Annotated in this window: 28 protein-coding genes; 11 read left to right on the top strand and 17 right to left on the bottom strand. The window is 67.8% G+C overall.

Annotation, left to right across the window (positions count from 1 at the left end):
- Positions 1-5 precede the first annotated feature (5 nt).
- Positions 6-3,542, bottom strand: coding sequence for an ATP-binding cassette domain-containing protein (locus tag OG817_RS15145; RefSeq protein ID WP_406055166.1), 3,537 nt, complete (start codon positions 3,540-3,542; stop codon positions 6-8).
- Positions 3,543-3,878: 336 nt separating this feature from the next.
- Between OG817_RS15145 and OG817_RS15140 the strand changes: the two genes are divergently transcribed.
- Complete coding sequence (locus tag OG817_RS15140) at positions 3,879-4,841, top strand: aminoglycoside phosphotransferase family protein (RefSeq protein ID WP_406055164.1); 963 nt, start codon at positions 3,879-3,881, stop codon at positions 4,839-4,841.
- A gap of 133 nt (positions 4,842-4,974) precedes the next feature.
- On the opposite strand, the gene OG817_RS15135 is transcribed toward OG817_RS15140, so the two are convergent.
- Positions 4,975-5,841: a GNAT family N-acetyltransferase gene (locus OG817_RS15135; RefSeq protein WP_406055162.1), complete on the bottom strand. Its 867-nt coding sequence runs from the start codon at positions 5,839-5,841 to the stop codon at positions 4,975-4,977.
- Between the two features lie 266 nt (positions 5,842-6,107).
- On the opposite strand from OG817_RS15135, the gene OG817_RS15130 reads away from it, so the two are divergent.
- Together OG817_RS15130 and OG817_RS15125 are read left to right on the top strand one after the other, a co-directional pair.
- Complete coding sequence (locus OG817_RS15130; protein ID WP_406055160.1) at positions 6,108-6,662, top strand: dihydrofolate reductase family protein; 555 nt, start codon at positions 6,108-6,110, stop codon at positions 6,660-6,662.
- Between the two features lie 93 nt (positions 6,663-6,755).
- Positions 6,756-7,532 carry a maleylpyruvate isomerase family mycothiol-dependent enzyme gene (locus tag OG817_RS15125; RefSeq protein WP_406055158.1) on the top strand — a complete coding sequence of 259 codons (777 nt, stop codon included), beginning with the start codon at positions 6,756-6,758 and terminating at the stop codon, positions 7,530-7,532.
- A gap of 30 nt (positions 7,533-7,562) precedes the next feature.
- On the opposite strand, the gene OG817_RS15120 is transcribed toward OG817_RS15125, so the two are convergent.
- From OG817_RS15120 to OG817_RS15070, 11 genes are all read right to left on the bottom strand, one after another.
- Positions 7,563-7,961 (bottom strand): class I SAM-dependent methyltransferase, encoded by a 399-nt coding sequence (locus OG817_RS15120; RefSeq protein WP_406055156.1) that lies wholly within the window; start codon positions 7,959-7,961, stop codon positions 7,563-7,565.
- A complete protein-coding gene (locus OG817_RS15115) occupies positions 7,958-8,230 on the bottom strand; it encodes a methyltransferase domain-containing protein (RefSeq protein ID WP_406055154.1) in 273 nt (90 codons plus the stop codon). Before OG817_RS15115 ends, OG817_RS15120 begins: the two co-directional genes overlap by 4 nt.
- Before the next feature lie 48 nt (positions 8,231-8,278).
- Entirely contained in the window at positions 8,279-8,794 is a 516-nt protein-coding gene (locus OG817_RS15110; protein ID WP_406055152.1) for a putative immunity protein, read from the bottom strand.
- A 364-nt stretch (positions 8,795-9,158) separates the two neighbouring features.
- Positions 9,159-9,878 (bottom strand): class I SAM-dependent methyltransferase, encoded by a 720-nt coding sequence (locus OG817_RS15105; protein WP_406055150.1) that lies wholly within the window; start codon positions 9,876-9,878, stop codon positions 9,159-9,161.
- Complete coding sequence (locus tag OG817_RS15100; protein ID WP_406055148.1) at positions 9,878-10,216, bottom strand: putative quinol monooxygenase; 339 nt, start codon at positions 10,214-10,216, stop codon at positions 9,878-9,880. The genes OG817_RS15105 and OG817_RS15100 overlap by 1 nt, the downstream gene beginning before the upstream one ends.
- Positions 10,194-11,261 (bottom strand): serine hydrolase domain-containing protein, encoded by a 1,068-nt coding sequence (locus OG817_RS15095; protein WP_406055146.1) that lies wholly within the window; start codon positions 11,259-11,261, stop codon positions 10,194-10,196. Before OG817_RS15095 ends, OG817_RS15100 begins: the two co-directional genes overlap by 23 nt.
- A complete protein-coding gene (locus OG817_RS15090) occupies positions 11,254-11,649 on the bottom strand; it encodes a tautomerase family protein (protein ID WP_406055144.1) in 396 nt (131 codons plus the stop codon). Before OG817_RS15090 ends, OG817_RS15095 begins: the two co-directional genes overlap by 8 nt.
- A gap of 27 nt (positions 11,650-11,676) precedes the next feature.
- Positions 11,677-12,750, bottom strand: a complete 1,074-nt coding sequence (locus OG817_RS15085) for an HAD family hydrolase (protein ID WP_406055142.1) — start codon at positions 12,748-12,750, stop codon at positions 11,677-11,679.
- Positions 12,751-12,834: 84 nt separating this feature from the next.
- On the bottom strand, positions 12,835-15,210 hold the full coding sequence (locus OG817_RS15080) for an ATP-binding cassette domain-containing protein (protein WP_406055140.1): 2,376 nt from the start codon (positions 15,208-15,210) through the stop codon (positions 12,835-12,837).
- Between the two features lie 61 nt (positions 15,211-15,271).
- Positions 15,272-15,682, bottom strand: coding sequence for a VOC family protein (locus OG817_RS15075; protein WP_360448667.1), 411 nt, complete (start codon positions 15,680-15,682; stop codon positions 15,272-15,274).
- Between the two features lie 5 nt (positions 15,683-15,687).
- Positions 15,688-16,137, bottom strand: coding sequence for a helix-turn-helix transcriptional regulator (locus tag OG817_RS15070; RefSeq protein ID WP_406055138.1), 450 nt, complete (start codon positions 16,135-16,137; stop codon positions 15,688-15,690).
- A gap of 80 nt (positions 16,138-16,217) precedes the next feature.
- Here OG817_RS15070 and OG817_RS15065 point away from each other — a divergent pair, with 80 nt between their 5' ends.
- Positions 16,218-16,922 carry an alpha/beta fold hydrolase gene (locus OG817_RS15065; RefSeq protein ID WP_406055136.1) on the top strand — a complete coding sequence of 235 codons (705 nt, stop codon included), beginning with the start codon at positions 16,218-16,220 and terminating at the stop codon, positions 16,920-16,922.
- Between the two features lie 65 nt (positions 16,923-16,987).
- On the opposite strand, the gene OG817_RS15060 is transcribed toward OG817_RS15065, so the two are convergent.
- Entirely contained in the window at positions 16,988-17,998 is a 1,011-nt protein-coding gene (locus tag OG817_RS15060) for a saccharopine dehydrogenase NADP-binding domain-containing protein (protein WP_406055134.1), read from the bottom strand.
- 96 nt (positions 17,999-18,094) lie between these two features.
- On the opposite strand from OG817_RS15060, the gene OG817_RS15055 reads away from it, so the two are divergent.
- From OG817_RS15055 to OG817_RS15040, 4 genes are all read left to right on the top strand, one after another.
- Positions 18,095-19,036 carry a helix-turn-helix domain-containing protein gene (locus OG817_RS15055; RefSeq protein WP_406055132.1) on the top strand — a complete coding sequence of 314 codons (942 nt, stop codon included), beginning with the start codon at positions 18,095-18,097 and terminating at the stop codon, positions 19,034-19,036.
- Positions 19,037-19,115: 79 nt separating this feature from the next.
- Positions 19,116-19,535 carry a VOC family protein gene (locus OG817_RS15050; protein ID WP_406055130.1) on the top strand — a complete coding sequence of 140 codons (420 nt, stop codon included), beginning with the start codon at positions 19,116-19,118 and terminating at the stop codon, positions 19,533-19,535.
- Positions 19,532-20,326, top strand: a complete 795-nt coding sequence (locus OG817_RS15045; RefSeq protein ID WP_406055128.1) for an alpha/beta fold hydrolase — start codon at positions 19,532-19,534, stop codon at positions 20,324-20,326. The genes OG817_RS15050 and OG817_RS15045 overlap by 4 nt, the downstream gene beginning before the upstream one ends.
- A gap of 23 nt (positions 20,327-20,349) precedes the next feature.
- Positions 20,350-20,817 (top strand): NUDIX hydrolase, encoded by a 468-nt coding sequence (locus OG817_RS15040; protein ID WP_406055127.1) that lies wholly within the window; start codon positions 20,350-20,352, stop codon positions 20,815-20,817.
- A gap of 11 nt (positions 20,818-20,828) precedes the next feature.
- Here OG817_RS15040 and OG817_RS15035 read toward each other — a convergent pair whose 3' ends face one another.
- Positions 20,829-21,137 carry an NIPSNAP family protein gene (locus OG817_RS15035; protein WP_406055125.1) on the bottom strand — a complete coding sequence of 103 codons (309 nt, stop codon included), beginning with the start codon at positions 21,135-21,137 and terminating at the stop codon, positions 20,829-20,831.
- 86 nt (positions 21,138-21,223) lie between these two features.
- On the opposite strand from OG817_RS15035, the gene OG817_RS15030 reads away from it, so the two are divergent.
- A complete protein-coding gene (locus tag OG817_RS15030; protein WP_406055123.1) occupies positions 21,224-21,658 on the top strand; it encodes a GNAT family N-acetyltransferase in 435 nt (144 codons plus the stop codon).
- A 20-nt stretch (positions 21,659-21,678) separates the two neighbouring features.
- Here the strand turns inward: OG817_RS15030 and OG817_RS15025 are convergent, their stop codons facing one another.
- Positions 21,679-22,467: an alpha/beta hydrolase gene (locus OG817_RS15025; protein ID WP_406055121.1), complete on the bottom strand. Its 789-nt coding sequence runs from the start codon at positions 22,465-22,467 to the stop codon at positions 21,679-21,681.
- A 143-nt stretch (positions 22,468-22,610) separates the two neighbouring features.
- Here OG817_RS15025 and OG817_RS15020 point away from each other — a divergent pair, with 143 nt between their 5' ends.
- Entirely contained in the window at positions 22,611-23,549 is a 939-nt protein-coding gene (locus OG817_RS15020; RefSeq protein WP_406055119.1) for a helix-turn-helix domain-containing protein, read from the top strand.
- Here OG817_RS15020 and OG817_RS15015 read toward each other — a convergent pair.
- Entirely contained in the window at positions 23,546-24,349 is an 804-nt protein-coding gene (locus tag OG817_RS15015; RefSeq protein ID WP_396390490.1) for a MerR family transcriptional regulator, read from the bottom strand. The genes OG817_RS15020 and OG817_RS15015 overlap by 4 nt on opposite strands.
- 78 nt (positions 24,350-24,427) lie before the next feature.
- On the opposite strand from OG817_RS15015, the gene OG817_RS15010 reads away from it, so the two are divergent.
- Positions 24,428-24,757 carry a nuclear transport factor 2 family protein gene (locus OG817_RS15010; protein WP_406055116.1) on the top strand — a complete coding sequence of 110 codons (330 nt, stop codon included), beginning with the start codon at positions 24,428-24,430 and terminating at the stop codon, positions 24,755-24,757.
- Positions 24,758-24,769 lie beyond the last annotated feature (12 nt).

Genomic DNA, 24,769 nt, shown 5'->3' with positions numbered 1-24,769 from the left:
AGGGGTCAGCCGGCCAAGTGGGACCAACGCGGGGAGAGTTCGGACCAGGGGCCGACCGCGGCGACCTCGCCGTCGACCAGTACGACTACCCGATCTGCCTGGGCCAGGGCAGCCCGTTTCGAGGTCGCGCCGATGACCGTCGCGCGACGCTCCCGCAGTGCCTTCCACAGTTCGATCTCGGTGGTGGCGTCCAGGGCGCTGGAGACGTCGTCGGCCAGCAGCAGCTCCGCATCTGTCGCCAGGGCGCGGGCGAGCGCGAGGCGTTGGACCTGGCCGCCGGAGAGTCGTACGCCTCGATGGCCGACCAGCGCGTCCTTGCCGCCGGCGTCGACGACGTCGGCGTCCAGGCGGGCGCCCGCGACCGGACCCTCGAACGCGCGGGGGTGCCCGAGCCGTACGTTGTCGGCGATGGTGCCAGACAGCACCCGGGGAACCTGGGCAACATGCGCGACCTGGCCCGGACGCAGGAACAGTTGCGGGTTGTCGATGAGTTCGCCGTTCCAGCGGAGCTGGCCGCGATGATCGATCAGTCCGGCCAGGGCGGAGAGCAGGCTGGACTTGCCGGAACCGACCTGGCCGACCAACAGCACCAACTGCCCGGCCTCGACGGTCAGGTTGACGCCGGAGACGCCGATCGTGCCGTCGTCGTGGATCGCGCTGAGGTCGACCAGGTCCAACCGACGCAGCCGGGTCCGGGGCACCGGCTCGGGTCCGGGCGCGATGCCGGCGACCAGGTCGACACCGGGCGGCAGGTCCATCAGGTCGGTGCCGCCGGCGAAGCGGCTGGTCTCGGCCTGCCAGGCCCGGGTGCCCGGCGCGTCGGTGACGACCGAACTGGCGACTCGTCCGAAGTAGTCGAAGCCGTTGACGGCATTGGCGACCAGCAGCGCGGTGGCCAGGCTCCAGATGTTTCCCATGTACGCCGCCCAGGCCGACACCACGCCGACCTGCACCATCACGACGGGGATGCCGTCCAGGCACGCTTGCACCCGGTGTTCCCGCACCGCGGCGTCCACCCGGCCACCGTCCACATGCCTCAGATGGGTGTGCACCTGCGGCGTCGCGGCTGCCAGCTTGATCGTCCGGGCCGCGTCCAGTGCGGACACCAGTGCACGACCGAACCGAGCGCGGGCGGCCGACGCCGCGGCCGCCGATCGACCGGCGACGGGGCGGCCGACGGTCGAGGCCAGCGCCGACGAGACCATCACGGCCAGCAACACGGCACCTGCCAGCCAGGTGCCACCGAGTACGGCGGTGACGACGGCGATCACCATCGCGTTGAGGAAGTCGACCCAGCGGTCGCCGTAGTGGACGATCCGGCCGGCATCCATGGAGCGGGCGACCACCTCGCCCGGCGGCGTACGGGGTAGTCGGTGCTGTCCGGTCTGACCGAAGAGCACCGACATCCGCGTCCGCAGCATCACCTCGGCCCACCGGCGCGGGTAGCGCCCGAGGCCTTCGGCCAACAGCAGCGGGGCAGCGAGCACGGTCGCCACCAGGGCCACGGCGAGCCACCACGGTGCCTGCCCGTGTTGCAGGGCCTCGACGACATGACCCCACACCAGACCGGTGACCGCTCCTTGCGCACCGGTCAGGGCCGCGAACAGGAACAGCACGGCGCCGACCACGCTCCATTCCGGACGGAGCAGCAGCGCATGCGCGACGCCGCGGGCAAGACTGGGTCCGGTGCCGACGTCGGCATGTTCGGGCGGTTCGCCGATCCGGCGCCGACCACCGACCGCCTCGGCCGGGGCATTGATCGCACGATCCCGCTCGTGGTGGTGACCATGACCGTCGTCGGCGGGTCCGCCGGCCAGCAACAGTTCCCGGAACGGTCCGGGGGAGACGGCCAGTTCGGCACGAACTCCGTGCTGGACGACCCGGCCATGATCGAGGACTGCGACCAGCGGTGCTCGGGCGATCGTCGAGAGCCGGTGGGCGATCAGAACGCCGGTACGGCCGGAGAGCAGCCGGTCCGATGCGGCGATCACCAGCCGCTCCGTGAGCGGATCCATCCGCGCGGTCGCCTCGTCCAGGATCACCACTCTGACGTCGCGGACCAGCAGGCGGGCGAACGCGACCAACTGTTCCTCGCCTGCGGACAACGACGTGCCACCCGGGCCGAGCAGCGTGTCCAGGCCGTCTGGCAGGCCTGCCACCCAGTCGCCGAGCCCGAGTTCCACCACGGCCGCGTCGATGACTGGCCTCGGCAGGTCGTCGTTGAACAGGGCGATGTTCTCGGCCAGGCTGCCGGCCAGGATCTCCGTCCGCTGGGTGACCACACCGACCGCCGCGCGCAGCTTGTGCAGATCGAGATCGCCGACATCGTGACCGGCCAGGAACACGCTGCCCGGCGGCGGCTCGACGGCTCGCGAGATCAGTGACGCCAGTGTCGACTTGCCGGAGCCGGTGCGTCCGACCAAGGCGATGGTCTGACCGTCAAGTACCCGCAGATTGATGTCGCGGAGGGCGAAGGTGCCCTCAGCGTACGAGAAGTCCAGGTCGCGGATCTCCAGGGCCACCGGGCCGTCCAACGGAAACTCCAACCCGCCCTCCGGTTCGGGTTCGGCGGCCAGCATCTGCCGCAGCCGGGTGACGGCGCCGAGTCCGGCCTGGAGATCGGGCAGATTGTTGGCGATCATCGCGATCTGTCCGACGAAGGTCGAGGTGACCAGGAACAGCGTCACCAACCGTGCCACGGTGAGATGGTTGTCGACGGCCAGGGCGATCCCGGCGACGCCGATCGCCACCAGCAGGCCATGCAACAGCACGCCGGCCCGACGGGCGATCTGGCTGTCCACGGCGACCCTCGAGTTGACCTTCTCGTGCGCCGTGGCCGAGAGCCGGGCAACCCGGGCCAGGACGTGCGCCTGGCCAAGACTCGTCCGGAGATCGTCGCGGGCCGCGATGCCTTCCTCGAGTGCGGCGGTATGGTCGGTCCAGGCCATCTCCTCGATGATCTTCCGGCTGGCGATCTCGGCCAGGAGCTTGCGGATGGCGAACCAGGTGATCACGGCCAGCACCGGGAAGAGCACAGCGGCCGGCCACCAGGTCACCCCGGCGACGATCCACATCGGGATCGTCCCGAAGAGGATTCCCGCCAGCGTCCACAGCTGGGAACGCAGCAGGGTGCCGACCTCGTGGGAGTCGTCGTCGACCCGGTCGAGGATCTCGCCGACGGCTTGTTCGTTCAGGACGGCCAGGGGCTGTCGGATGGCGGCCTGGAGCACGTCCGCGCGGAGCCGGCCCTCGACCCTGTCGGAGACGCCAACCCAAAGGATCTTGCCGAAGCTGTTGATCACGGCCCCGCCGACGACACACACCATCAGCAATCCGACCAGCCGCCAGCTGGGCTGTGCCGCCAGCAGTCCGGCCACGACACTGCCTAGTGTGGAACCCAGCGACGCGATCGCCGCTGCCGCGAGCGCCACCGCGGAGGCCGGCCCGCGGAGGCGTCGCCAATCGACCCGCCGGGCGGGATCGGCGGGCGGCGGTGGGGCAGTCGTGCGGGCATCCGGCAGCCGCGCGAGGAGGTCGGTCATCAATCCGAAACCCTAGGTCGCGGCGCGGAAAGAGTCAGCCGGTTTTCCACTCGCTGCTGCGCTCGCCGGCGGGTGGTCGTCATGGTGGTTTCGCGCAGGATTCAACCCGACGGACGCCCGGTGAGCGATCCCAACCGGACAGGCTGGGGTAGCGGCGATAAGCCGGGTAGTTGACATAATGTCGCTTATCGGCGCTTGATTTCTGCCAGTTGAACCTCGTTGTGATCCCTTCCTGCCGGTACGGTGCAGGGCTGGTGATGCGGTGTCGTGCATCGTGTTATCGGTCTTTCGGAGTACTCGACTCGTTTCAACTTCAATGACCCGAGGATGTTTGCCTTGAGTAACACGCCGGATCTCGGTCCCGTGCCGGAGCGCATCGACGTCGAGGCAGCGCAGGTACGCCGTCTCGTTGAGGAGCAGTTCCCGCAGTGGGCCGGTCTTCCCGTCCACCCCGTGGCCAACGGCGGCTGGGATAACCGGACGTTCCATCTCGGCACCGACATGGTGGTGCGCATACCCAGCGCGTCCGAGTACGCCCAGGCGGTCGAGAAGGAGCACCGGTGGCTTCCGGCTCTCGCTCGCCAACTCCCGCTGCCGATCCCCGTCCCACTGGCGAAGGGCAAGCCAAGCGCGGAGTACCCGTATTCGTGGTCGATCTACCAGTGGCTCGACGGCGTGACTGCCACCGCGGACCGCATCGCCGATCCTGTTCAGTTCGCCCTCGACCTGGCCGGCTTCCTGGCTGCTTTGCAGAGCGTCGACGCCACTGACGGTCCCCAGCCGGGAATTCACAACTGGTTCCGGGGCGGCACACTGCGCACCTACGACAAGAACACCCACAGCGCGCTCGGGGAATTGGACGGCCACATCGATGTCGAGTTGGCCCGAGAGATCTGGTCGAACGCGCTCGACGCACGCTGGGACGGTGCGGACCGCTGGTTCCACGGAGACGTCGCGGAGGGAAATCTTCTGCTGGACAACGGGCAGTTGACGGCCGTCATCGACTTCGGGACATGCGGCGTCGGCGACCCGGCCTGCGATCTCGCGATCGCCTGGACGTTGCTGACCGCCGATGGCCGCCAGGCGTTCCGGGATCGGCTGTCGGTGGACGCGGTGACCTGGGCGCGTGGGCGCGGCTGGGCCCTGTGGAAAGCAATCGCCACCTATTGGTATACCTACGAGGATCCCGAGGATGCGGCGGTGTGTGCGAGCGCGAAGCGCGTCCTTGACGAGATCTTCTCCGAGTACTCGAGCAGCCGATCCCCTGCGTCGACTCCGACCGTGCGTCCGTCGGCTTGAGACCGGGAAGGCCGATCTTCCCCCGCAGACCATCGTGCTTGCTGATCACGTCCGTTCGGCACGGCTTCCCGCTGGATGACCGTTTCGAAAGTCAAAGCCCCTGCTCCCCCGCCCGGTCGACGAAGTTCTTGCCTCAGGCAACGTAGAGCTGGGTTCTCGCGCCTGGTTCGAAGCCGATGGACTGGTAGAGCGCCCGTGCCTGCGGGTATCCGTCGTCACCGCGCGGACAGACCATCGCATCGGTGGCACCTGCCTCGCGCAAGGCGTGGAGCGCGGCAAGGTTGACCGCCTGCCCCAACCCTCGACGCCTGTACTCCGGGGCGCAGCCGACCGGCTCCACGAGACCGATGCCGTGCACCTCGTCGTACCAGATCAGCGCAGTGGCCACGAAGTCGCCGTTCGGGGCTTCGACGACCCAGTCGAGCTCGGGCCGGTAGGGCCAGGTGGTCATCACCGCGGCGAAATCCTCGTCGGTCACCTTCGACGGACCCCAGTCGGACCAGGCGGCGCGGTGCCCCGCGCCCCGCTTCTCCACCTCGTCGGGTCGCACGTGCCGGAGCGTCAATCCGTCCGGCACGACCGGACTACGGAGGTCGCTCAGCGAGATGCGGTGATGAGTGAAGAACGGGGCTTCTTCGTCCGGGTGGAAGCCGGCAGCCTCCAACGCGGCGACGAGGTGCGTCTCACTCTCGAGGATGCTGCAGGCTCCCGAGGGGGCGAGCGACCGGAACCACGCGATGACCTCGGCAGCGACCTCCGGCCGGACCGGATCGACCACCAGCGAGAGGTGATCGGGGAGCTCCGCCCATCCCCACGCGACCAATTGGCCGTTGTCCTCCCAGAGCGCAGTACGCCATGTGTCCCGGTGCCGGTGGAAGTTCACGCTGCGCTCCCAGGCGACGTCGCCGATGTGGAGCCGCGACCGCGGACTCCACGTCCGCTGGACCAGGTCCTGCATCAACCGGAGGTCGTCGGGGCCGTCGAAATCTCGTCGCCGCACTGCACCCTCCGATGGCTGGATCAGACCGCCCAGCATCACCTGAGCGTGGCCACTCCCTCAACCGATTTGGCTCCGAGTCCCTCCCGACTCACCTACTCCCCTGCCGGCCAACGGAGGCTATCCGGGCTGCCGCCGGAGATACGACCAAGTTCCAGCCTCCGCTCGAGCTTTCGGCTACGGGACGTAGATGAGATAGGAACGGTACTGCTCAGCGCCAGTCGTTCGACCGATGCGGACCGGGTGGGCCGGCTCCTAGCCTCGCTGGCATGGGAAAGGTCATCATTCACAACCAAGTCACCGTCAACGGCGCCTTCGAGGCGCCCACGCCCGATGAATGGCTGGAGCTCGACGCCGACAGCGGCGACGCCGGCCTCGAGCAGCTGATCCTGGCCGACGCGCTACTTCTCGGCCGCAAGACCTACGAGGGACTGGCCGCCGTCTGGCCACACCTCGGCGAGGATCCGGCGATGGGCCACTACGCGGAGCGGGTCAACGGCATGCCGAAGTACGTCGCCTCGCGGACCCTCACCGGACCGCTGGAGTGGAACGCCACCCTCATCGAGGGCGAGGTCACCCAGGCCGTCCCCGCACTCAAGAAGAAGCACACAGGCAACCTGATCGTCTCCGGCTGCGGGGAGCTGGCGGACACCCTCGCTCAGCAGGGTCTGGTCGACGAGTTCTGGTTCTGGGTGAATCCGCACCTCTGGCCGGCCGGGCCGCGGATCCTCGACGGAGTCGGCCCGATCCGCCTGCAGTTGGTCACGGCCACGACCTACCGATCCGGAGTTGTCTGGCTGCGCTACCGGCCTGCTGGGGTCTGAGGGGAACGATGATCGCATACGCTCTCGTATCGGCCGACGGCCCAGGCCCGGCTGCACCAGACAGTTATCCACGGAGCGCTTGGAGGGACAGCGATGGACACGTCCGCGTATTTGAACTCCGTTGTCGAGCAGACGGCTACGTTCGCCGAGTGGGTGGACGGCCGGGATGCGGCGACGCCGGTGCCGACGTGTCCGAAGTGGACGCTGGCCGATCTGGTCGACCATGTCGGTGCGACGCATCGGATGGTGGCGATGCTGGTGGGTGAGCAGCTGGCCGAGCCGAGTAAGGCGTTCGCCGCCTACGTTCCGGCCCCGGCCGATTCGGCCCAGTGGGGCGCCTGGATGATCGAGGGTGCGGCCGTGGCGCAGCGGGCGGTCGCATCGGTGGACGATGACGCGCCGGTGTGGGATCCGTCCGGTGCCGCGGCCGGGGTGCCGTTTTGGTCGCGGCGGTTGTTCGGGGAGGCGTGTGTGCATCGTGCGGACGCGGCGGCGGCGCTCGACCGGCGGTATGAGTTGGCGCCGGAGCCTGCGGTGGCGGCGCTGGAGGACTGGCTGGACACGATGACGTCGCGTGGCTATTGGGAGAACAGGGCGGACTTCGCTGCGGCGATGCGCGGCGACGGCCAGACCCTGCATTTCCATGCGACTGACGCGCCCGGGGAGTGGCTGGCCCGCCGGGAGGCGGACCGGGTGGTGCTGGAACACACCCACACCGAGGCCGACGTCACGCTCCGCGGCCCGGCCGCGGACCTCCTGCTCGTGCTCAGCAGGCGCCGCCGGCTGGACGCGGCACCCAGCCTGGAACTGGACGGCGACCGGGCACTGCTTGACCGCTGGATCGACCACATGGACTGGGTCAGCGACTGACCGACAGCACTGGCATCGAAGCCGGTCAGGTCAGGTGTCGCGTCGGGCTTGGAGCATGACGAGGGGACCGTACTGGCCGTCGGCTGGGATCCGCAGATCCGCCACAACGCGTAGCGCGGCGTCCTCCAGAAGGACGGTCAGCTGCTCGGGTCGCCATTGGTACGTCGTCCAGGTCACCGCGACCCCGCCGTACGCCTCGGTCCGAGCGACATCGTCATCGCCCCCGTGCGTCGCGATCATGAAGTGCCCGCCGGGCACGAGTGCGTCATGGAAGGCGGCCAGGACGTTCGGCAGGATCTCGCGTGGCAGGTTGAACAGCGACCACCAGCCGAGAATGCCGCCGAACGAGCTCGGCTCGAGGTCGAGTTCGGTGGACGAGGCAACGGCGAAGCTGCACTCGGGGTGAAGGCGCCTGGCGTGCTCGATCATCGAGGCGACAGGTCGACACCCGACACCTCGATCCCCCGCTCCTGCAGGTACGCCGTGACAGTCCCCGGACCGCAGCCGACATCGAGCACAGGGCCGAGACCGCGGACCGAGCCCGCGAATGCGTCGACAGCTGCCTGCAGCCACGGCTGGGTACGAATGTCCCCCATCCCCGTGGTTTCGAGCAGGTCGACATAGTTGTCGGCCACTCGGTCGTACGACGCGCGCACGACCTCGAGATCCGACGGCTGAACACTCGATGAAAGGGTCACCAGCCCGACCCTATCGACCACCTCTCCCCCGCTCCGGCACCGCCGCGCTCAGCAGTCGAAGACCGACCAGCAGATGGTGTTTCGTTGGTGCTGGTCGTCGAGGACGAGCGCGCGGATCGCCTTCGGGAGTTGGGCGCGCTGCCACTCGCACTCGGCTCGGCGTACTACCTCGGCCTCTTCCTTTGGCGCGGCAGCAACTGCGGCCTTGATGGCGTAGGCGGCCGCGCCCAAGTCGTGCTCGGCGACGTGAGCGACCGCTCCAGCTTGGCCGGCTGCGTATGCGGCATGCCGTGCTGCTCCACTCAGGTCTCTGGCCGCGCCCATCGCGTGGCCGCCCGCTGCGCGAGCCTCCATCATCTTGACCTCGCCACGCACCCAGGCACGGGCGTGCTCGATCGCCTGACGCGGCCGGGGGTCACCCGGCCGAACCGACTCGAACAGGGGCAGGACATGTTCCGCGCACGTGGCCGCCCAGAGAGCCAGGAGGTGGTGATCCGAATCGGTGAGGGTCCCACCTCGGCGGATCGTCACGAGGCGCGGGTCTCGGACCTTCGGAAGGATCATGGTCGGCACGCACCTCCGTACGGTGGCCAGGCACGATTCTTGTGTTGGGGTGTCGATTTCCGGGATCGCTGTTCGTCTTACTGCGACGATTCGGTAGGACGAGTCCGGTCATCGGAGGAGCCAGGCAATGAAGTACATCATGTTGATCTACCAAGGCGGCGCGCTCGAGCAGCAGGCCGCACTGTCCGAAGACGAGCAGAAGGAGGTCTACGCGACGACAGTGCGGGTCGAGGCTGGCAAGACCCTGACCACCGACCGGCCTGCGCATCGTCGACGGTCTCGGTCTGCACGACTTCCGCTACCTGCACTCGACCAGGGCCGAACTGCTGCGCCGCCTCGGCCGGATCGACGAGGCGCGCGACACCTACCGACGGGCCAGAGAACTCACCGAAGACGGCCCCGAACGCCGCTTCCTGGAACGCCGTCTCACCGAACTGGCAGCCACCACGATGCCCCACGGGACGGGCTCCTCGTCGGGCTCGGACACGTGATCGATCTGCAGTCCGGCAGCAATGAAGGCGTTGAGGAAGTCGGCTAGTGACAGGTGTCGCATGCCACCCACCTTGGTCCTGATGCCGTCGGTCCCCCACCACGGAGCCGACAGATGCCGTCGAGCCTCGCGGTAGATGGTGTGCACGAGCCGGCTGCCGTCCGGGCATGCCTCTACATGCGGGCCGTTGAAGCACGGATGTACGCCGTAGAAGAGGAATCGGCCTCCGGGCACCAGGACGCGCGCGACCTCGGACAGCATCCTGTCGAAGTGTTCGACATCGGTCGAGGTCCAGGAACTGACAGCCATCGGTACGACGGACGACTTGATCGGAAGCCGTTCGACATCGCCCTGGACCAAGCGATTCGACCGCCGGCGCGCCAGTCGCAGCTGATCGGTGGAGAGCTCGACACCGACAGGCGTCCAGCCGAACTCCGCGATCACGGCCAGATCCCGCCCTGTCCCGGAGCCGATGTCCAGGCAGGGACCTTGACCAGTCGGCAGGTTGGCTCGCAGTACGTCGTGCCGATGTGGAGCCGCGTCCAGTTGCGCGTCGTACCAGTCGGCCACACCGTCGTACCGGGCCGTCGCCATCAGGCCAACGGCGGAAAGGTCTTGGTGCCTGGCATGTTCTCGGCGAACGCCTGAAGCTCCGGTGAGATGTCGCCGTGCAACTGCATCGCCGTGAGCTCGCCGAGCTCGAAGGCCCGCTTCAGAAGGTCGTCGCAGTGCTCGTTGTGTGCGAAGGCTGCGGCGCTGTCGACGTACTCCTCGATCACAACGAAGCTGTCCGGGTCGGCGTCCTGATACCAGTCGTACCTGAGCGTCCCAGGCTCGTCCCGAGTTGCCGCAGCCAACGCCTTGGCCGCCTGAACGAACTCTTCCCGCCGCCCTTCACGAGCAGTGAACTCAACGCGCGAAGTGAGCGTCATTGTCAACCCTTTCCGTCGGAACCAGGTCGTCGTACAAAGCATCGAGCAGATCCGGCAGGCGCCGAGCTTGAGTGTCCGCGTCGGCCATCCCGTTCCAGTAGACGGCAACCACCACGTGCTCGGACGGGTCCGCGAAGCCGAGACTCCAGGTTCGACCGCCGTGGCCGAAGGTGCGAGCTGACGCACGAGTCCCGTAGCCGTGGGCCGGGTTGGACGAACCGAGCATGAACCCCAGTCCGCGGTCAACCGTCTCCTGCAAGTACTCGTCCCACCCGTCGCTCACCTGGCGGGCCGTCATCGCCTCGAGCGTTCGCGCAGACAGTAGGCGCTCGTCGAGAAGGGCCTCGTAGAAGTGGCCGAGTTGGGCGATCGGGCCGTGTCCTCCGCCGGTCGGGCGGCCCCAGGTGACCCAGGCTTCTGTGCCGGACGGACCAAAACCCGGGATGACGGCAATCCGGTCTCGGTGAGCCTGGTACGCATCGGCTGACATTCCGATCCAGCAGTCGTGCATGCCGGCCGGCTGAAAGATCTCGCTGCGGATGAACTCCGAGAAGGACCGGCCGCTGATTCTCGACACCAGCTCAGCGACGATCCACAGCGCGACCGAGTTGTAGGCATGGCGCGTGCCCGGGATCCAGCCGTCCGCCAACGGCGCCGCGCAGATGTCGGCCACCATTTCCTCCGGCGGCGCGATGCCGGTGATGGTGCTGGTCAGACCTCCCGTGTGGGTCAGCAGGTGCCGGATCGTGACGGCCTCCTTGCCGGCCGCGGCGAACTCGGGGATATGGAGACAGACCGGATCATCCAGGTCGAGCAAGCCTTGCTGCCACAAGAGTCCGATCGCAACCGATGGGATTGGTTTGGTCGCGGAGGCCCACTCGACGATGGTCGAGGTCGTCATCGGTACGCCGGGGCGCGCTTCGCCGACGGCCAGGCCGACACGCGTCTGCCCGTGCACGGAGGCGTACACCTGCGCTCCGGTGTGCCAGCCCCTATCTATGCCGTGCTGTACCTGGGCGAGGGTCCGCACCGGGGTGTCAGACATGCACGTCGAAGCCGAGGTCGACGTCGGAGGCTGCTTGGCCGCCGCGGATGCCCCAGTTCTCGGCCCCGCTTTCCCTGAGGGTGATGAGGACGTGGTCTTGGGGGATGCCGAATGGGGCGAGGCGGTCGACGATCTCGGCGTACAGGTTGCGCTTGGCTTGGACCGAGCGGCCGGCGAAGCAGTCGATCGTGACCAGGGTGAAGAATTCGGGTTGGGCCCGGTTCGGTGAGCAGGCGAATCGGTGCGGCTCGTGCGCGATCAGACGGACGTTCTTGTCCTCCGGTGGGATGCGGAAAGCGGCCACCAGCGCGCCGTGGACCGCGTCCATGAGGGCGACCTCCTCGGCCTCGGAGTACCGGCGGCGAACCTCGACGAGCGCGGTGGGCATGACGCGAATCCCTTCATCCAGCAAGAGTCACCGTTGGTACGCCGGGGTGACCTCGATGCCGTGGTTGGCGAGGAGGGTGATGAGGGTGGTGTGGCCCTGGGTGAAGTCCCACAGCTCGGCGGGGAAGCCGACGGATCGCGCAGACGCCACGTTGTCGGGGTTGTCGTCGATGAACAGGATGGTGGACGGGTCGGCTGCGATCCGGTGCGCGGCCTCGGTGAAGAAGGCGGGGTCGGGCTTGGCGGCGCCGAGGTCGTAGGAGTAGCAGCTGACGTCGAAGATGTCGTCGTACCCGAGCGTCGTACGCATGTGTCCGCCGCGATACTTCTCCTGGTTCGTGCCCAGGTGTACGCCATACCCGTGGCGCCGGAGCTGCTCCACGATCGCGAAGGACTCCTCGATACGGTCGACGCGGTGCCACACGTCCTGGTAGACGACGTCGACTGGTGTCTCGACGCCGTACTCCGCGAGTGTTGCCGCCAGCAACGGCATGTAGTCCCCCCGGCCCGCCAGCATCGGCAACTCGTCCTTCCAGGTCCGATGCAGGAACTCTCGCGTTCGCTCACCGAGGTAGGGCTCCATCGCGGCGTACCACCCGCCGGGGAGGTCCTGCAGTACGCCGTCCGCGTCGAACAGCACATGCCGGATCGGCGATGCGACGACCCCACGCTTGGATCCCGCGCTGGTCGGCGCCAGGACCAGGCCTTCCGGCAGCGGCGTCGGCTCACCGCGCTCGGCCGGGATGACGCCGATCTGGTACGCGTCCTCGTAGATCACCTCGCCGGGGCGGTCGGAGTGCACGACATCGAACGGGACATCGTGGGCGGCGAGGACCGCGCACAACCGGTCCACTCGCGTCTGCATCTCTGCGGGCAGCGGGGTCTTGAACCACGTCACCGCGCCGGCGGTATTCCCGTCGGCGTAGAAGCCCGGCTCGGGAAGGTACTGGAGAAACCAGTCGTCGATGTCGAGATAAAGCGCCACTTGCTCATCCGTCAACCGCCCAGCCCGCCGCAGGTGATCCACCGCCACGAACAGGCCCACCTCCACGCCAAGCCGCCCCCGATACCGAGCCTGCACGCGCAGATACGTTCCCGTCATCGCCACATCATCATCGAACCAGCCCACAAACCACGACCAAATATCAGCCCCTGGGCCCCAGCGCCACCGAGCCCGGGGCGCTGCTCAGGCTACGTAGTCGGCCAGGTGTTTGCCGGTGAGGGTTGTTGGGTTGGCGATCAGGGTGGATGGGGCGCCTTCGAAGACGATGTGGCCGCCGTCGTGGCCGGCGCCGGGGCCGAGGTCGATGATCCAGTCGGCGTGGGCCATCACGGCCTGGTGGTGCTCGATCACGATGACCGACTTGCCCGAGTCGACGAGGCGGTCGAGCAGGCCGAGCAGTTGCTCGACGTCGGCGAGGTGGAGGCCGGTGGTCGGCTCGTCGAGGACGTAGATGCCGCCCTTGTCCCCCATGTGCGTCGCCAGCTTGAGCCGCTGCCGCTCACCGCCGGACAGCGTCGTCAACGGCTGACCGATGGTCAGATACCCGAGTCCGACGTCCGCGAGCCGATCCAGGATCCTGTGCGCGGCCGGCGTACTGGCCTGTCCCGAGCCGAAGAACTCGACCGCTTCGGACACCGGCATCGCGAGCACCTCGGTGATGTCCTTGCCGCCGAACTTGTACTCCAGCACGGACGCTTGGAACCGCTTGCCCTCGCACTCCTCACAGGGTGACTCGACCGTCGCCATCACGCCGAGTTCCGTGTAGATGACGCCGGCCCCGTTACAGGCTGGGCACGCACCCTCGGAGTTCGCACTGAAGAGCGCCGGCTTCACCGCGTTGGCCTTCGCGAACGCCTTCCGGATCGGGTCGAGCAGACCCGTGTACGTCGCTGGGTTGCTCCGGCGGGACCCGCGGATCGCGCCCTGGTCGACACTGATGACGCCATCCAGGTCAGCCACTGACCCGTTGATCAGCGAACTCTTGCCCGAGCCGGCCACACCGGTGAGAACTGTGAGAACGCCGAGCGGGATGTCCACATCGACGTTCTGCAGATTGTGAAGGTCGGCACCGCGGATCTCCAGCGCGCCCGACGGCTCCCGCACCGACTCCTTCACCGAAGCACGGTCGTCGAAATGACGCCCGGTCAGTGTCTTGCTGGTCCGCAGTTTGTCGACGGACCCCTGGAACACCACCTCGCCCCCGCCGGATCCGGCGCCCGGGCCGAGGTCGATGACGTGGTCGCCGATCACGATCGTCTCAGGCTTGTGCTCCACGACCAGGACCGTGTTGCCCTTGTCGCGCAGTTGCAGGAGCAACTCGTTCATCCGCTGGATGTCGTGCGGGTGCAGGCCGATGGTCGGCTCGTCGAAGACGTAGGTGACATCGGTCAGCGAGGAGCCCAGGTGACGGATCATCTTGGTGCGCTGCGCCTCGCCACCCGACAGCGTCCCGGCCGGCCGCTCGAGCGAGAGGTAGCCGAGCCCGATGTCCACGAACGAGTCGAGCGTGTCCCCCAGCGCCTCCAGCAGCGGACCGACGGACGGCTCCTTGAGCTCACGCACCCAGGCGGCGAGATCGCTGATCTGCATCGAGCACAGGTCGGCGATGTTCTTGCCGTGGACCTTGGATGCCCGCGCCTCCGGGTTGAGCCGGGTGCCGTCACAGTCCGGGCAGGTGGTGAACGTGACCGCCCGCTCCACGAAGGCGCGGACGTGTGGCTGCATCGCGTCCACGTCCTTGGACAGGAACGACCTCTGGATCGCAGGGATCAGCCCGCTGTAGGTGAGGTTGATGCCCTCGACCTTGATCTTGGTCGGCTCCCGGTAGAGCAGGTCGTGCAGTTCCTTCTTGGTGTACTTCTTGATCGGCTTGTCCGGGTTGAAGTAGCCGGAGCCGCGGAAGATGCGGCCGTACCAGCCCTCCATGCTGTATCCGGGGATCGTCAGCGCGCCCTCGTTGAGCGACTTGCTGTCGTCGTACAGCGCGGTGAGGTCGAAGTCGGTGACCGAGCCCATGCCCTCACAACGCGGGCACATGCCGCCGGCGTACACGGCCTTGCGTACGACGGTCTTCTCGCCCGCGCCCTTCTCGGCGACCATGGCCCCGGTCGCGATCCGCTTCGGGACGTTGAAGGAGTACGCCTGCGGGCCGCCGACATGTGGCTTCCCGAGCCGGCTGTACAGGATCCGCAGCATCGCGTTCGCGTCGGTCGCCGTACCGACCGTGGAGCGCGGGTTCGACCCCATCCGCTCCTGGTCGACGATGATCGCCGTCGTCAGCCCGTCCAGTACGTCGACGTCCGGGCGCGCGAGCGTCGGCATGAAGCCCTGGACGAACGCGCTGTACGTCTCGTTGATCAGCCGCTGCGACTCCGCGGCGATGGTGCCGAACACCAGCGAGCTCTTGCCGGACCCGGACACGCCGGTGAACACGGTCAGCCGCCGCTTCGGGATCTCGACGCTGATGTCCTTCAGGTTGTTCACCCGCGCGCCGGTGACGCGGATCAGGTCGTGGCTGTCGGCAGCGTTCTCGGTGCGCGACCGCGTGGCCTTGCTCATTGAGACTCCATCTGTCGGGCGGAGCCGCGGTGGCGGCTTCCGTCTGGCACGGTCGTCGGGGTCAGGAAACCTGGTTGATCCGGATGTGGTTGCCGGCCGGGTCGCGGAACGCACAGTCGCGGATGCCGTACGGCTGGTCGGTCGGCTCCTGGATCACCTCGGCCTCGGTGGCCTGCAGCCGGTCGAACAGGCCGTCGATGTCCTTGGTGGCCAGCACGATGGTGGCGTAGGTGCCCTTGGCCATCATCTCGGCGATCGTACGGCGCTCGTCCTCGGTGATCCCGGGGTCGGCGGCCGGCGGAGACAGGACGATCGACGTACCGGGCTGGTCGGGAGGTCCGACGGTGATCCAGCGCATGCCGCCGTACCCGACGTCGGTGCGCACCTCGAAGCCGAGGATGTCGCGGTAGAAGGCCAGGGAGGCGTCCGGGTCGTTGTGCGGAAGGAACGTCGCATGAATGTTCAGGTCCATGCGAGTCACGCTACGTGCTGATCGCCGGCCGGTGCTTCTCGATTCCTGATCGGTCTGGTCACCTGCTTGGCCACGCACGACGGGATGCCCAGGGTCGAGTCCCCCGCGCGCTCCTTGTAGATGCTCGGCGGCATCCCGACCAGCTCGGTGAACCGGCTGCTGAACGTGCCGAGCGACTGGCAGCCGACCTCGAAGCACACGTCGGTGACGCTCATGTCGCCGCGGCGCAGCAACGTCATCGCCCGCTCGATGCGGCGCGTCATCAGGTATCCGTACGGCGACTCTCCGTAAGCACGCTTGAACTCGCGGCTCAGATGACCGGACGACATGTGCGCACCTCGAGCGAGTGCGTCGACGTCCAGCGGTTGCGCGTACTCCCGATCGATCCGGTCCTTGACCCGCCTCAGGCGTGCCAGATCCTGCAGTCGCTGCGCCTCGTCCGCCTTGCCCGTCACCCCAAAAATCCTGCCACGCCCCACCGACGATTACCTAACCCCCAACCACTTGACGTCGTCCGTGGGATAGACATGCCTCCATGCAGCTCAGGACTGTCGAGTGGGGTGAGGGTCGGCGGGTTGCTGTGTTGTTGCACGGGATGTTGGGGGCTGGGGAGCAGTTCTGGCGGGTTGGGCCGGCGCTTGCGGAACGGGGATATCGGGCGGTTGCGGTGGATCTGCCGGGGCATGGCGGGTCCCCTGCGGCGCCGGATGCGGACCTGGGGATGTTTGCTGCGTCGGTGGTGGAGACGGTGGGTTGTGAGCCTGAGTTGGCGATCGGTCACTCGTTGGGCGGGGTCGTGTTGGCGGAGGCGTTGCCTGTGCTGCGTCCGGCCAGGGCTGTGTACGTCGACATCCCGCTGGCTGATGACGGGGCTCAGCGCACGGCGGATGAGCTGACGTCAGGGTTTATGACCGCGCGGGCTGGGCGGACGGTTGAGGCGCTCCGGATCAGCAAGCCGGCGTGGTCGGAGAAGGATCGTGAGGTGGAAGCCTCGGCGGCCGAGCGGTTTGATGTCGCGACAGCGGTTGCGCTCGAGTTGGCGCACGGCGCGTCGCAGCCGCCTACGGCCGAGATCCCGTCGCTGGTCGTGCGTGCCGAGCCGAGTAGGTACGTGTCGAAGGCGAGAGCAGCTGAGTTGGCGGCGCTGGGCTTCGAGGTCCGCTCGGTGCCCGGCGCGGGACATTCCATCTGGTACGGCCACTTCTCCGAGTTCATGGCCGCTCTCGAGGGATGGATCTGAGGCAACGACCCGCTGCCGATCAGGTGCGGTGCTGCAGGGGATCCGCCAATTGTCCCGTATCCGGACTAGTCCGGCAGTTCGACCTTCAGGTACGGCGACAACGTGTCGAGGAACTCACGGGCGTCGAACATTTCCCCGGCTGATGCCAAGCCCGACGTCCGCGTCTCCCCGGCCAGGATCCGCCGTACGGCGCCGACCGCGAGCGGAGCCGTGATCGCGTAGATGTCCTGCCCACTCGCGGTGGCTCGCAGTTCCTCGTTGCCGGTCCGGATCACGGTGTCGACGACGAAGGTCTGATCGGATCGTCCGAGCGCGTCCACCGGCGTTGGCGGCGGCGTGTCCTCTCCCAGCAGGTCCTGGGCTGCCTCGACAGTCATGTAGGTGCGAACCTCGGGCACGTCCAGGTGGCTCGGGACCGTCACGACCTCCGTCATGGTGAACTCGGCGATCACGCGGCGCCGGCCGAGTGGCTCAGGGAAGACCCAGTCCTGCACGACAGGCTTGTCGTCGTGATACTGCAGCGCGCCTCTGGTGAACCGCAGCCGCCGGCCACCACGACGATCATGGGAGACCTGACCGGCCGCGCGCGTGCCAGGCGTGGGATGCCAACTGCTCAGGCCGTAGGCGACGTGGACCTCGTCGGCGGCGGTCCTCTCCCCCAGCGCCGCGGTCACCAGAAGATCACCCAAGCCGCCGTAGAACGCCATCGCCGGCACGACCAGGCTCCGGGCTCCCCTGTGGTTGGCGAACGTCGCCACGTTGGCCTCGATCTCGGCGGCCACATCGACGTACGGAATCCCGGCCCGGACCGCCGCCTCGACCAGCGGACCGCCCGTGACGGCGAACGGGCCGGCGCAGTTCACGACCACGTCCGCGCCGGCGAGCGCGCGGTCCAACGAACGCGCGTCGTCGACCGCGGCCGGGCGTACTTCGATGTCTCCCCACTTGGCGGCCAGCATCTCCAGCGCGTTGCGGTCACGGCCGGACGCGACTGTCGTGACTCCGCCGCGCAGCAGTTCCTCGACCACGAACCGACCCGTGTGCCCGGTCGCTCCGTAGACCACGACTGCACCCATCGTTCCTCCGATCAGACTGTCTCTGGCATCGAGTCTCGCCGTCCGGCAGGCGGAATCGTGAGAGTCCGGAACGACACCATGCGTACACTTTCGGACATGCACACTGTCGCCCTCGCGACCGCCGGGGAACTGCTGCACTTCGAGTTCGGGGTCGCGTACGAGATCTTCGGCAACCCACCGCCGGGTGAGGCGTGGTACGACGTCCTGCTCTGCGGACCCGAGTCGATCCAGGTCGGTCCGTTCACGGTCAAACCGGACCACGGTCTGGACCGGCTGGTCGACGCGGACACCGTGATCGTGCCGGCGTGCGCGGATGTCGACGTACCGCCGCCGACGGAGCTGGTGGATGCGGTGCGGGCGGCGTACGAGGCGGGTGCTCGGGTTGCGTCGTTGTGCACGGGAGCGTTCGTGCTGGGTGCGGCCGGGCTGCTGGATGGTCGGCGGGCAACGACGCACTGGGGGCATGCGAAGGAGCTGAGCGCGCGGTTTCCGCTGGCGGATGTTGACCCGGATGTCCTCTACACCGACAACGGCAGCGTGCTGACGGCCGCGGGCAAGGCCGCCGCGGTGGATCTCTGTCTGCATCTGGTGTACCTCGACCACGGTGCGGCCGTTGCGAACGCCGTCGCCCGGCGGCTCGTCGTACCGCCGCATCGGGATGGTGGGCAAGCACAGTTCGTCGCGACGCCCGTGCCTGTGTCGGGTGACCACATGCTGTCCCAGCTCCTCGGTTGGGCGCAGGAGCGGCTCGATCAGCCGCTGACCGTCACCGACCTCGCCCGCCGCGCGAACACCAGCCCACGCCATCTCACCCGGCTCTTCCGATCGGTCACCGGTCAGACTCCGCTCCAGTGGCTCCTGACCCAGCGTGTACGCCGCGCCCAGGAGCTTCTCGAGTCGACCGACCAGAGCGTCCACTCAGTCGCCATCGCCACCGGCATGGGCACAGCCACCACCCTCCGCCGCCAGTTCAAGCGCGTCGTAGGCGTCCCACCCGATACCTACCGCCGCTCCTTCCGGACTCCGATCTCAGCCTGACCCGACCTGGGGACGGAAGGGTTGCCTCGGGCATCGGGGTGTTGTCGAATGGGGGCTCGCCGAGGAGCGGGGTGGTGGGATGTCGACGTATCCGCGACGAATGCATACGGCCCTGGACACGACGGATGGTCGCGGGCTGGCTGAGTTCTACCGAGAGCTGCTGGGTCTGCGTTACCGGCCGGGTGACGAGCCGCCGGCTGACGGTACGGCGGATGACGACAGCTGGCTCGTGCTTGTCGATGACGAGGGCAACCGTCAGCTCGCGATCCAGAAGGTCGACACGTTGCCACGGTCGACCTGGCCGTCGGCCGACGTACCGATGCAGTCGCACATCGACTACGCAGTACCGACGGTGGACGACCTCCATCGGCACCGGCGCCGGGCCGAGGAACTCGGAGCCGAGCTGCTGTACGACCGGACCGGGGTTGGGTCCGAGCCTCTTTATGTCCTGGCCGACCCGGCCGGACATCCTTTCTGTCTCCTCGTGGGGGTGCTGTGAGCAAGCAGACTGGGTACGTCGCGGTCAACGGGCTGCAGATGTACTACGAGATCCACGGCTCCGGAGGGACGCCACTGCTGTTGCTGCACGGCGGCCTGTTCAACATCGACCTGCAGTTCGGCGCGTTGCTGCCGGCGCTGGCTGAGAACCGGCAGGTCATCGCGACCGACTTCCAGGGGCACGGGTACACCAACGACATCGACCGGCCGCTCGGCACGATCGACCTCGCCTCCGACGTGGTCGGGCTGCTGCGGCATCTCGACGTACCGAAGGTGGATCTGTTCGGGTTCAGCGTCGGTGGTGCGGTGGCGCTGTACCTGACGATCAAGCACCCCGAGGTGGTCCGGAAGGCCGTGATCTCGTCGGTGTCGTTCAGCCGCGACGGCGAACGTGGCGCGAACGACGAAGCCATCAGCGAGATGAAGGTCGAGATGATCGCCGGTACGCCGATGGAGGCGGAGTACCTGGCGAAGTCGCCGCACCCGGATCTCGAGCACCTGCAGGCATTGCTGACCAAGCTCGGCGGCTACGACCGGGGCGTCGACGGCTGGTCCGACGACGAGATCCGCGGCATCGCCGCGCCGACGCTCTTCACCGTCGGCGACTGCGACGCGGTCAAACTCGAGCATGCGGTCCGCTTCCTCCAACTCCGCGGCGGCGACGTCAACGGCGACATGACCGGCGTCCCCACCAGCCAACTGGCCGTCTTCCCCGGCACCACCCACTTCTTCGGCCTCTCCCGAACCAACCTCGTCCAAGACACCGTCACCACGTTCCTCGACGCCGAATGATCCCGCTGCACCTTCCGCAGCGCTTGACGGCTTTCACCTGCACGACCGACGACGCGGGCCGCATCCTGCTGGTCCGCCACGAACGCCTCGGCGTCGTCCGTTGGGAACTCCCGGGTGGGCACGTCGAGCCCTGCGAAACCGCGGTCGACGCCGCTGCCCGCGAAACGCACGAGGAGACCGGCGTCCACGTCACCGTCGGTCCACTGGTCGCGGACTGCCACCACCGCTGGCGGGACCGCACCGTGAACATCCTCTATTTCCACGCGACCCCGGCCGGCTCGCCCCACCCGCATCCCAGCGAGCCGGACATCCACGCCGTTCGGTGGCTCGCCCCTGACCTCCTGGATCCGGCCGACACCTCGGCGCTCGCCTGGCCCGTCATCCAGCACCTGGCGTACGACGGTCACCGGCAGCTCCACCTCGAAGCCACGCACCATCGGACTTCCGCCGGGTGGGAGCCGACCATCACGCGCCAACGGATCTGCTCATGACTCCGGACGGGTCAGTCGGGGAGGAGGGGGCGCATGAAGGTGCGTTCGTAGCGGAGGACGCAGCCGCTGTCGTCGCGGATCTTGTCGGCCGCGACGAAGTCGGGATGTACGCCGAACAGTTGGCGGTACTGCTCGTACGCCGCCAGGCTCGGGAAGCTGAACAGGGCCAGCGCCTTGTCGCTCGCACCTTCCGACGGAAGGAAGTAGCCGTGATGAGTCCCCCCGTGCTCATTCACCAACTCGATCCATCGCTGTGCGAACCGCTCGAACTCGGCCACCTTCGCCGCATCGATGGTGTAGTCGACAACACACGTGATCATTCCGCGCCTCTCCGCTTGACCGCCCTGGCCAGGACCAAGTTCACCACTCGCCCCGCTCATGGAGCTCCTCGACTAGGCTGCCCACCATGTTTCGTGAGGCGGACGCTGGGGACTTCGACGCCGTGATGCAGCTGTATCGGCAGCTCCATCCCCGGGACTCGCCAGGTGGCCGGGAGGCTGAGGTCTTCGCGGAGATCCTGCGGACGCCGGGGCTGCGATTGTTCGTGCTGGAGGTCGATGGGGTCGTCGTTGCGACGACGTACTTCAATCTGATCCCGAACCTGACCCGCGGCGCGGCGCCGTACGCCGTGATCGAGAACGTGGTGGTCGACGCAGACAGGCGCGGGACCGGGCTCGGGAAAGAGATCATGGCGCGCACATTGCAGACGGCGTGGGATGCGGGTTGTTACAAGGTCATGCTCATGACCGGCTCGCGGACCCCGGCGACGCACCAGTTCTACAAGGCGTGCGGATTCGACCCAGGTGAGAAGACGGCCTACGTCTCCCGCCCCACCCGCTGAAGCTCCTCGAGTGCGACCTGTCAGGCGTGTTTCAGGGCCCAGTCCAGTATGTCGTCCGCGATCTTCTCCCAGCCGTCCTGGGCCATCAGGAGGTGCGCGTAGCCGTCGTACTCGCGGGCCTCGGTGATCGTCTTCGACTTGTAGTGCTTGGCGTTCGAGCGCTGCACCTCGGGTGGCATGATGTGGTCCTCGGACGCGGAGACGAACAGCAGTGGCGCGCGCGCGTCGTTGTGGTAGTCGACCCAGGTGTCCTGGTGACCGGGCTGGAAGTTCGCCAGCACGCTCCCCCACAGAATCCCGCCGTTGGCCGGGATCGCGTACCGCTCGTAGAGCCGCCGCGCCTCGTCCTCGGCGAGGGTGTTGGTGAAGGCGTAGTTCCACTGCTCGAAGTTCATCGGGATCGACTTGTGCCGGTTCGCCGGGCTCTTCAGCACCGGGAACGTCGACTTGACCTGCGAGAGCGGTACGACGCGCACGCCCTCGGTCGGTGCGGAGCACATCGCGACGCCGGCGGCGCCGAACCCGTGGTCGAGGAGGACCTGCGTGAACGCGCCACCGGCCGAGTGGCCGATGATGATCGGCGGGGTGTCCAGCTCGCGGATCACCGACTCGAGGTGGTCGATGATGGCCGGCACGGTCAGTTTCAGGATCGTTGTCGGGTCGGCGTTCAGCGCCTCGACCTCGACCTCGAACCCCGGATACCCGGGCGCCAGCACCCGGAACCCGCGAGCCTCGTAGTGCGTGATCCAGTGCTCCCAGCTGCGCGGTGTGACCCAGAACCCGTGGACCAGAACGATGGTGTCGGCCATGATCGCGTACCCCCTCCGTCGTCGGGACTGCCCGCCTGCAACCTAGCTGCGGGTACGCCGGGCTCCGTAGGATGACCGTGCACGGATCTGGGCTGTGTGTGCACAGCTTCGCCCACCAGGTTCAGGGGTGGAGGGGGAAGGCGATGGCCGTGCTGCTGGATACCGCCTCGCTCCCGAGACAGGATCGGGCGGAGGCGTTCTACGCCGCGATGATGTCGGCGAGCGTGCCGTCACGCGTCGAGCACGAGGACGCGTCCGGGAACGTCCACGCACGGATGGACTTCTGGCTCCTCGGTGCGCCGGACCTGTTTCGCAACGAGGGCTCCGGCATCCGGCTCGTCCGGACGCCGAAGCACGTCCGCATCGGCGGTCCGGAACGGCTCGCACTCGCGGTCCAAGTGATCGGCGAGGGAATGTTCAGCCAGGCCTGCCATGATCAGCGCGTCCGCACCGGCGAACTCATGCTGGTTGATCTGACCGCGCCGTACGAGTTCGGATGGAGCGGTCACAGTGCGTCTCAGGCCTTCCAGATCGACTACCGCGACCTCGGGTTGAGCGTCGAAGCAGTCCGCGCGGCCGCGCACCGGCTGCCCGCAAGTCCGCTGTACGAGCTCGTGCTTCATCACCTCACGGTCCTGCCCGGGATCCTTGCGTCGATCAAGGGAACCACGTCGGCCGAGATGGTTGGTGCGGCGACGACCCAGCTCGTCCGGGCGCTGTTGACCTCCGTTGCCGACCACGATCCGCCCGCGCCGGCCGACGTACTGTTCGCCCGGATCCTCTGGTACGTGCGACGGCATCTCTCCGACCCGGAACTGACCGCGGCCCGCATCGCGGCAGAGCACAACATCTCGGTCCGCTACCTCTACAAGCTGTTCGCCGACCATCAGCTGAGCCTCGAGCAATGGCTGATCGCCGAACGCCTCGCGCACGCCACCCGGCAACTCACCGACCCCGCGAACCGGCATCGCCCGATCGCGAGCATCGCGGCCGCGTGGGGCTTCCTCGACGCCGGTCACTTCACCCGCCGCTTCCGCGCCGCCCACGGCATGACCCCGCAGGAATGGCGGCGGCTGCACTAGCCGGTCAGGCGGAACACCGGCCACGCGATCTCGGTGCGCCACGACGCCGGATCCGGGTCGTCCCGTGGACCCACGACGTACGTCTCCTGAACCGGTCCGTCGACCGCGAGGGTGTGGTCGACAACCCACGCCCCGAGGCGGCCGTAGGTGACGTCGATGTCGTCGTGGGGACCGTGGTGGACGGTGGCCGCGAGCTCCACCGCGGGCAGTTCGACCGAACGCACTCGCCCGTACGACGGCGGATCGGCGACCGGGAGGTAGACGAGTACGGCGCCACGGCCCGCCGAGAACAGCTCGTTGGCGTAGTGACCACCCGGGGGTCCGAGCTGACCGTGGACGGCGGCGGTGAGCTCGGCCATCGCTCCGTCGTACCAAGGCAGTACGTCGTCCAGGTCGACGACATCGGTGATCGCGGCAACCATTCGCGCCGGCTGAGTCCGAAGTTCGACGACGAGATCGCCGGACTCCGGCCGGAGCAGACGCTGCAGCGAGGTGACCGCCGCTCGGGTCCGGTCGAGCGAAGTCCGCAGACGGTCGAGATGGGCCGCGATCAACTCGGCGCGAGCGTGTGGATCGTCGGTCGCCAGGATCTTGCCGACCTCGGCCAGCGGTACGTCGAGCTCCCGCAACCGATGGATGACCTGGGCCGAAGGGATCTGCTCGGTCGTGTAGTAGCGGTAGCCGCTGGAGGCATCGATCGACGCGGGTTCGAGCAGACCACTCTCGTGGTACCGCCGCAGCGTGCGCACACTCAAGTGCGTCACCTGCGCGAACTCACCGATCGTCAGCCCCGGATGCACGCCGCCACTGTGCACCCTCTCCCGGCGAGAGAGTCAATTCCTTGACCCTCGCCCGCCGGGAGCACTCACAGTCGAGGCATGAACCTTCCAGCCACGATCACGAACTACCTGGCCGCTCACACTGCCCGCGACCTCGATGCGGCGACGCGGTGGTACGCCGCGGACGCGGTGGTCACCGACGACGGCACGACGTACCGCGGGCGCGACGAGATCCGCGCCTGGCTCGGCCGGGCGGCGAGCGAGTACACCTACACCAGCGAGCTTGTCGCCGCTCGCCAGGTGGACGACACGACGTACGTCGCGACCCATCACCTCGAGGGCGACTTCCCGGGCGGCACCGTCGACCTCGACTTCACCTTCAGCCTCGACGAGGACTTGATCACCCGACTGGTCATCGCTCCGGAATGAGCAGGATTGTGC

The sequence above is a fragment of the Kribbella sp. NBC_00889 genome (genome assembly GCF_045207705.1).
Lineage (GTDB): Bacteria > Actinomycetota > Actinomycetes > Propionibacteriales > Kribbellaceae > Kribbella.
The sequence above is the reverse complement of the archived record's forward strand: the minus strand, read 5'-3'. Positions and strand labels throughout refer to the sequence as shown.

Excerpts from the sequence above, each read along its gene's own strand:
- OG817_RS15145 (WP_406055166.1), bottom strand. The coding sequence starts at position 3,542 with ATGACCGACCTCCTCGCGCGGCTGCCGGATGCCCGCACGACTGCCCCA.
- OG817_RS15130 (WP_406055160.1), top strand. The coding sequence starts at position 6,108 with ATGGGAAAGGTCATCATTCACAACCAAGTCACCGTCAACGGCGCCTTC.
- OG817_RS15125 (WP_406055158.1), top strand. The coding sequence starts at position 6,756 with ATGGACACGTCCGCGTATTTGAACTCCGTTGTCGAGCAGACGGCTACG.
- OG817_RS15120 (WP_406055156.1), bottom strand. The coding sequence starts at position 7,961 with ATGATCGAGCACGCCAGGCGCCTTCACCCCGAGTGCAGCTTCGCCGTT.
- OG817_RS15110 (WP_406055152.1), bottom strand. The coding sequence starts at position 8,794 with ATGATCCTTCCGAAGGTCCGAGACCCGCGCCTCGTGACGATCCGCCGA.
- OG817_RS15105 (WP_406055150.1), bottom strand. The coding sequence starts at position 9,878 with ATGGCGACGGCCCGGTACGACGGTGTGGCCGACTGGTACGACGCGCAA.
- OG817_RS15100 (WP_406055148.1), bottom strand. The coding sequence starts at position 10,216 with ATGACGCTCACTTCGCGCGTTGAGTTCACTGCTCGTGAAGGGCGGCGG.
- OG817_RS15095 (WP_406055146.1), bottom strand. The coding sequence starts at position 11,261 with ATGTCTGACACCCCGGTGCGGACCCTCGCCCAGGTACAGCACGGCATA.
- OG817_RS15090 (WP_406055144.1), bottom strand. The coding sequence starts at position 11,649 with ATGCCCACCGCGCTCGTCGAGGTTCGCCGCCGGTACTCCGAGGCCGAG.
- OG817_RS15085 (WP_406055142.1), bottom strand. The coding sequence starts at position 12,750 with ATGACGGGAACGTATCTGCGCGTGCAGGCTCGGTATCGGGGGCGGCTT.
- OG817_RS15080 (WP_406055140.1), bottom strand. The coding sequence starts at position 15,210 with ATGAGCAAGGCCACGCGGTCGCGCACCGAGAACGCTGCCGACAGCCAC.
- OG817_RS15075 (WP_360448667.1), bottom strand. The coding sequence starts at position 15,682 with ATGGACCTGAACATTCATGCGACGTTCCTTCCGCACAACGACCCGGAC.
- OG817_RS15065 (WP_406055136.1), top strand. The coding sequence starts at position 16,218 with ATGCAGCTCAGGACTGTCGAGTGGGGTGAGGGTCGGCGGGTTGCTGTG.
- OG817_RS15060 (WP_406055134.1), bottom strand. The coding sequence starts at position 17,998 with ATGGGTGCAGTCGTGGTCTACGGAGCGACCGGGCACACGGGTCGGTTC.
- OG817_RS15055 (WP_406055132.1), top strand. The coding sequence starts at position 18,095 with ATGCACACTGTCGCCCTCGCGACCGCCGGGGAACTGCTGCACTTCGAG.
- OG817_RS15050 (WP_406055130.1), top strand. The coding sequence starts at position 19,116 with ATGTCGACGTATCCGCGACGAATGCATACGGCCCTGGACACGACGGAT.
- OG817_RS15035 (WP_406055125.1), bottom strand. The coding sequence starts at position 21,137 with ATGATCACGTGTGTTGTCGACTACACCATCGATGCGGCGAAGGTGGCC.
- OG817_RS15030 (WP_406055123.1), top strand. The coding sequence starts at position 21,224 with ATGTTTCGTGAGGCGGACGCTGGGGACTTCGACGCCGTGATGCAGCTG.
- OG817_RS15025 (WP_406055121.1), bottom strand. The coding sequence starts at position 22,467 with ATGGCCGACACCATCGTTCTGGTCCACGGGTTCTGGGTCACACCGCGC.
- OG817_RS15020 (WP_406055119.1), top strand. The coding sequence starts at position 22,611 with ATGGCCGTGCTGCTGGATACCGCCTCGCTCCCGAGACAGGATCGGGCG.
- OG817_RS15010 (WP_406055116.1), top strand. The coding sequence starts at position 24,428 with ATGAACCTTCCAGCCACGATCACGAACTACCTGGCCGCTCACACTGCC.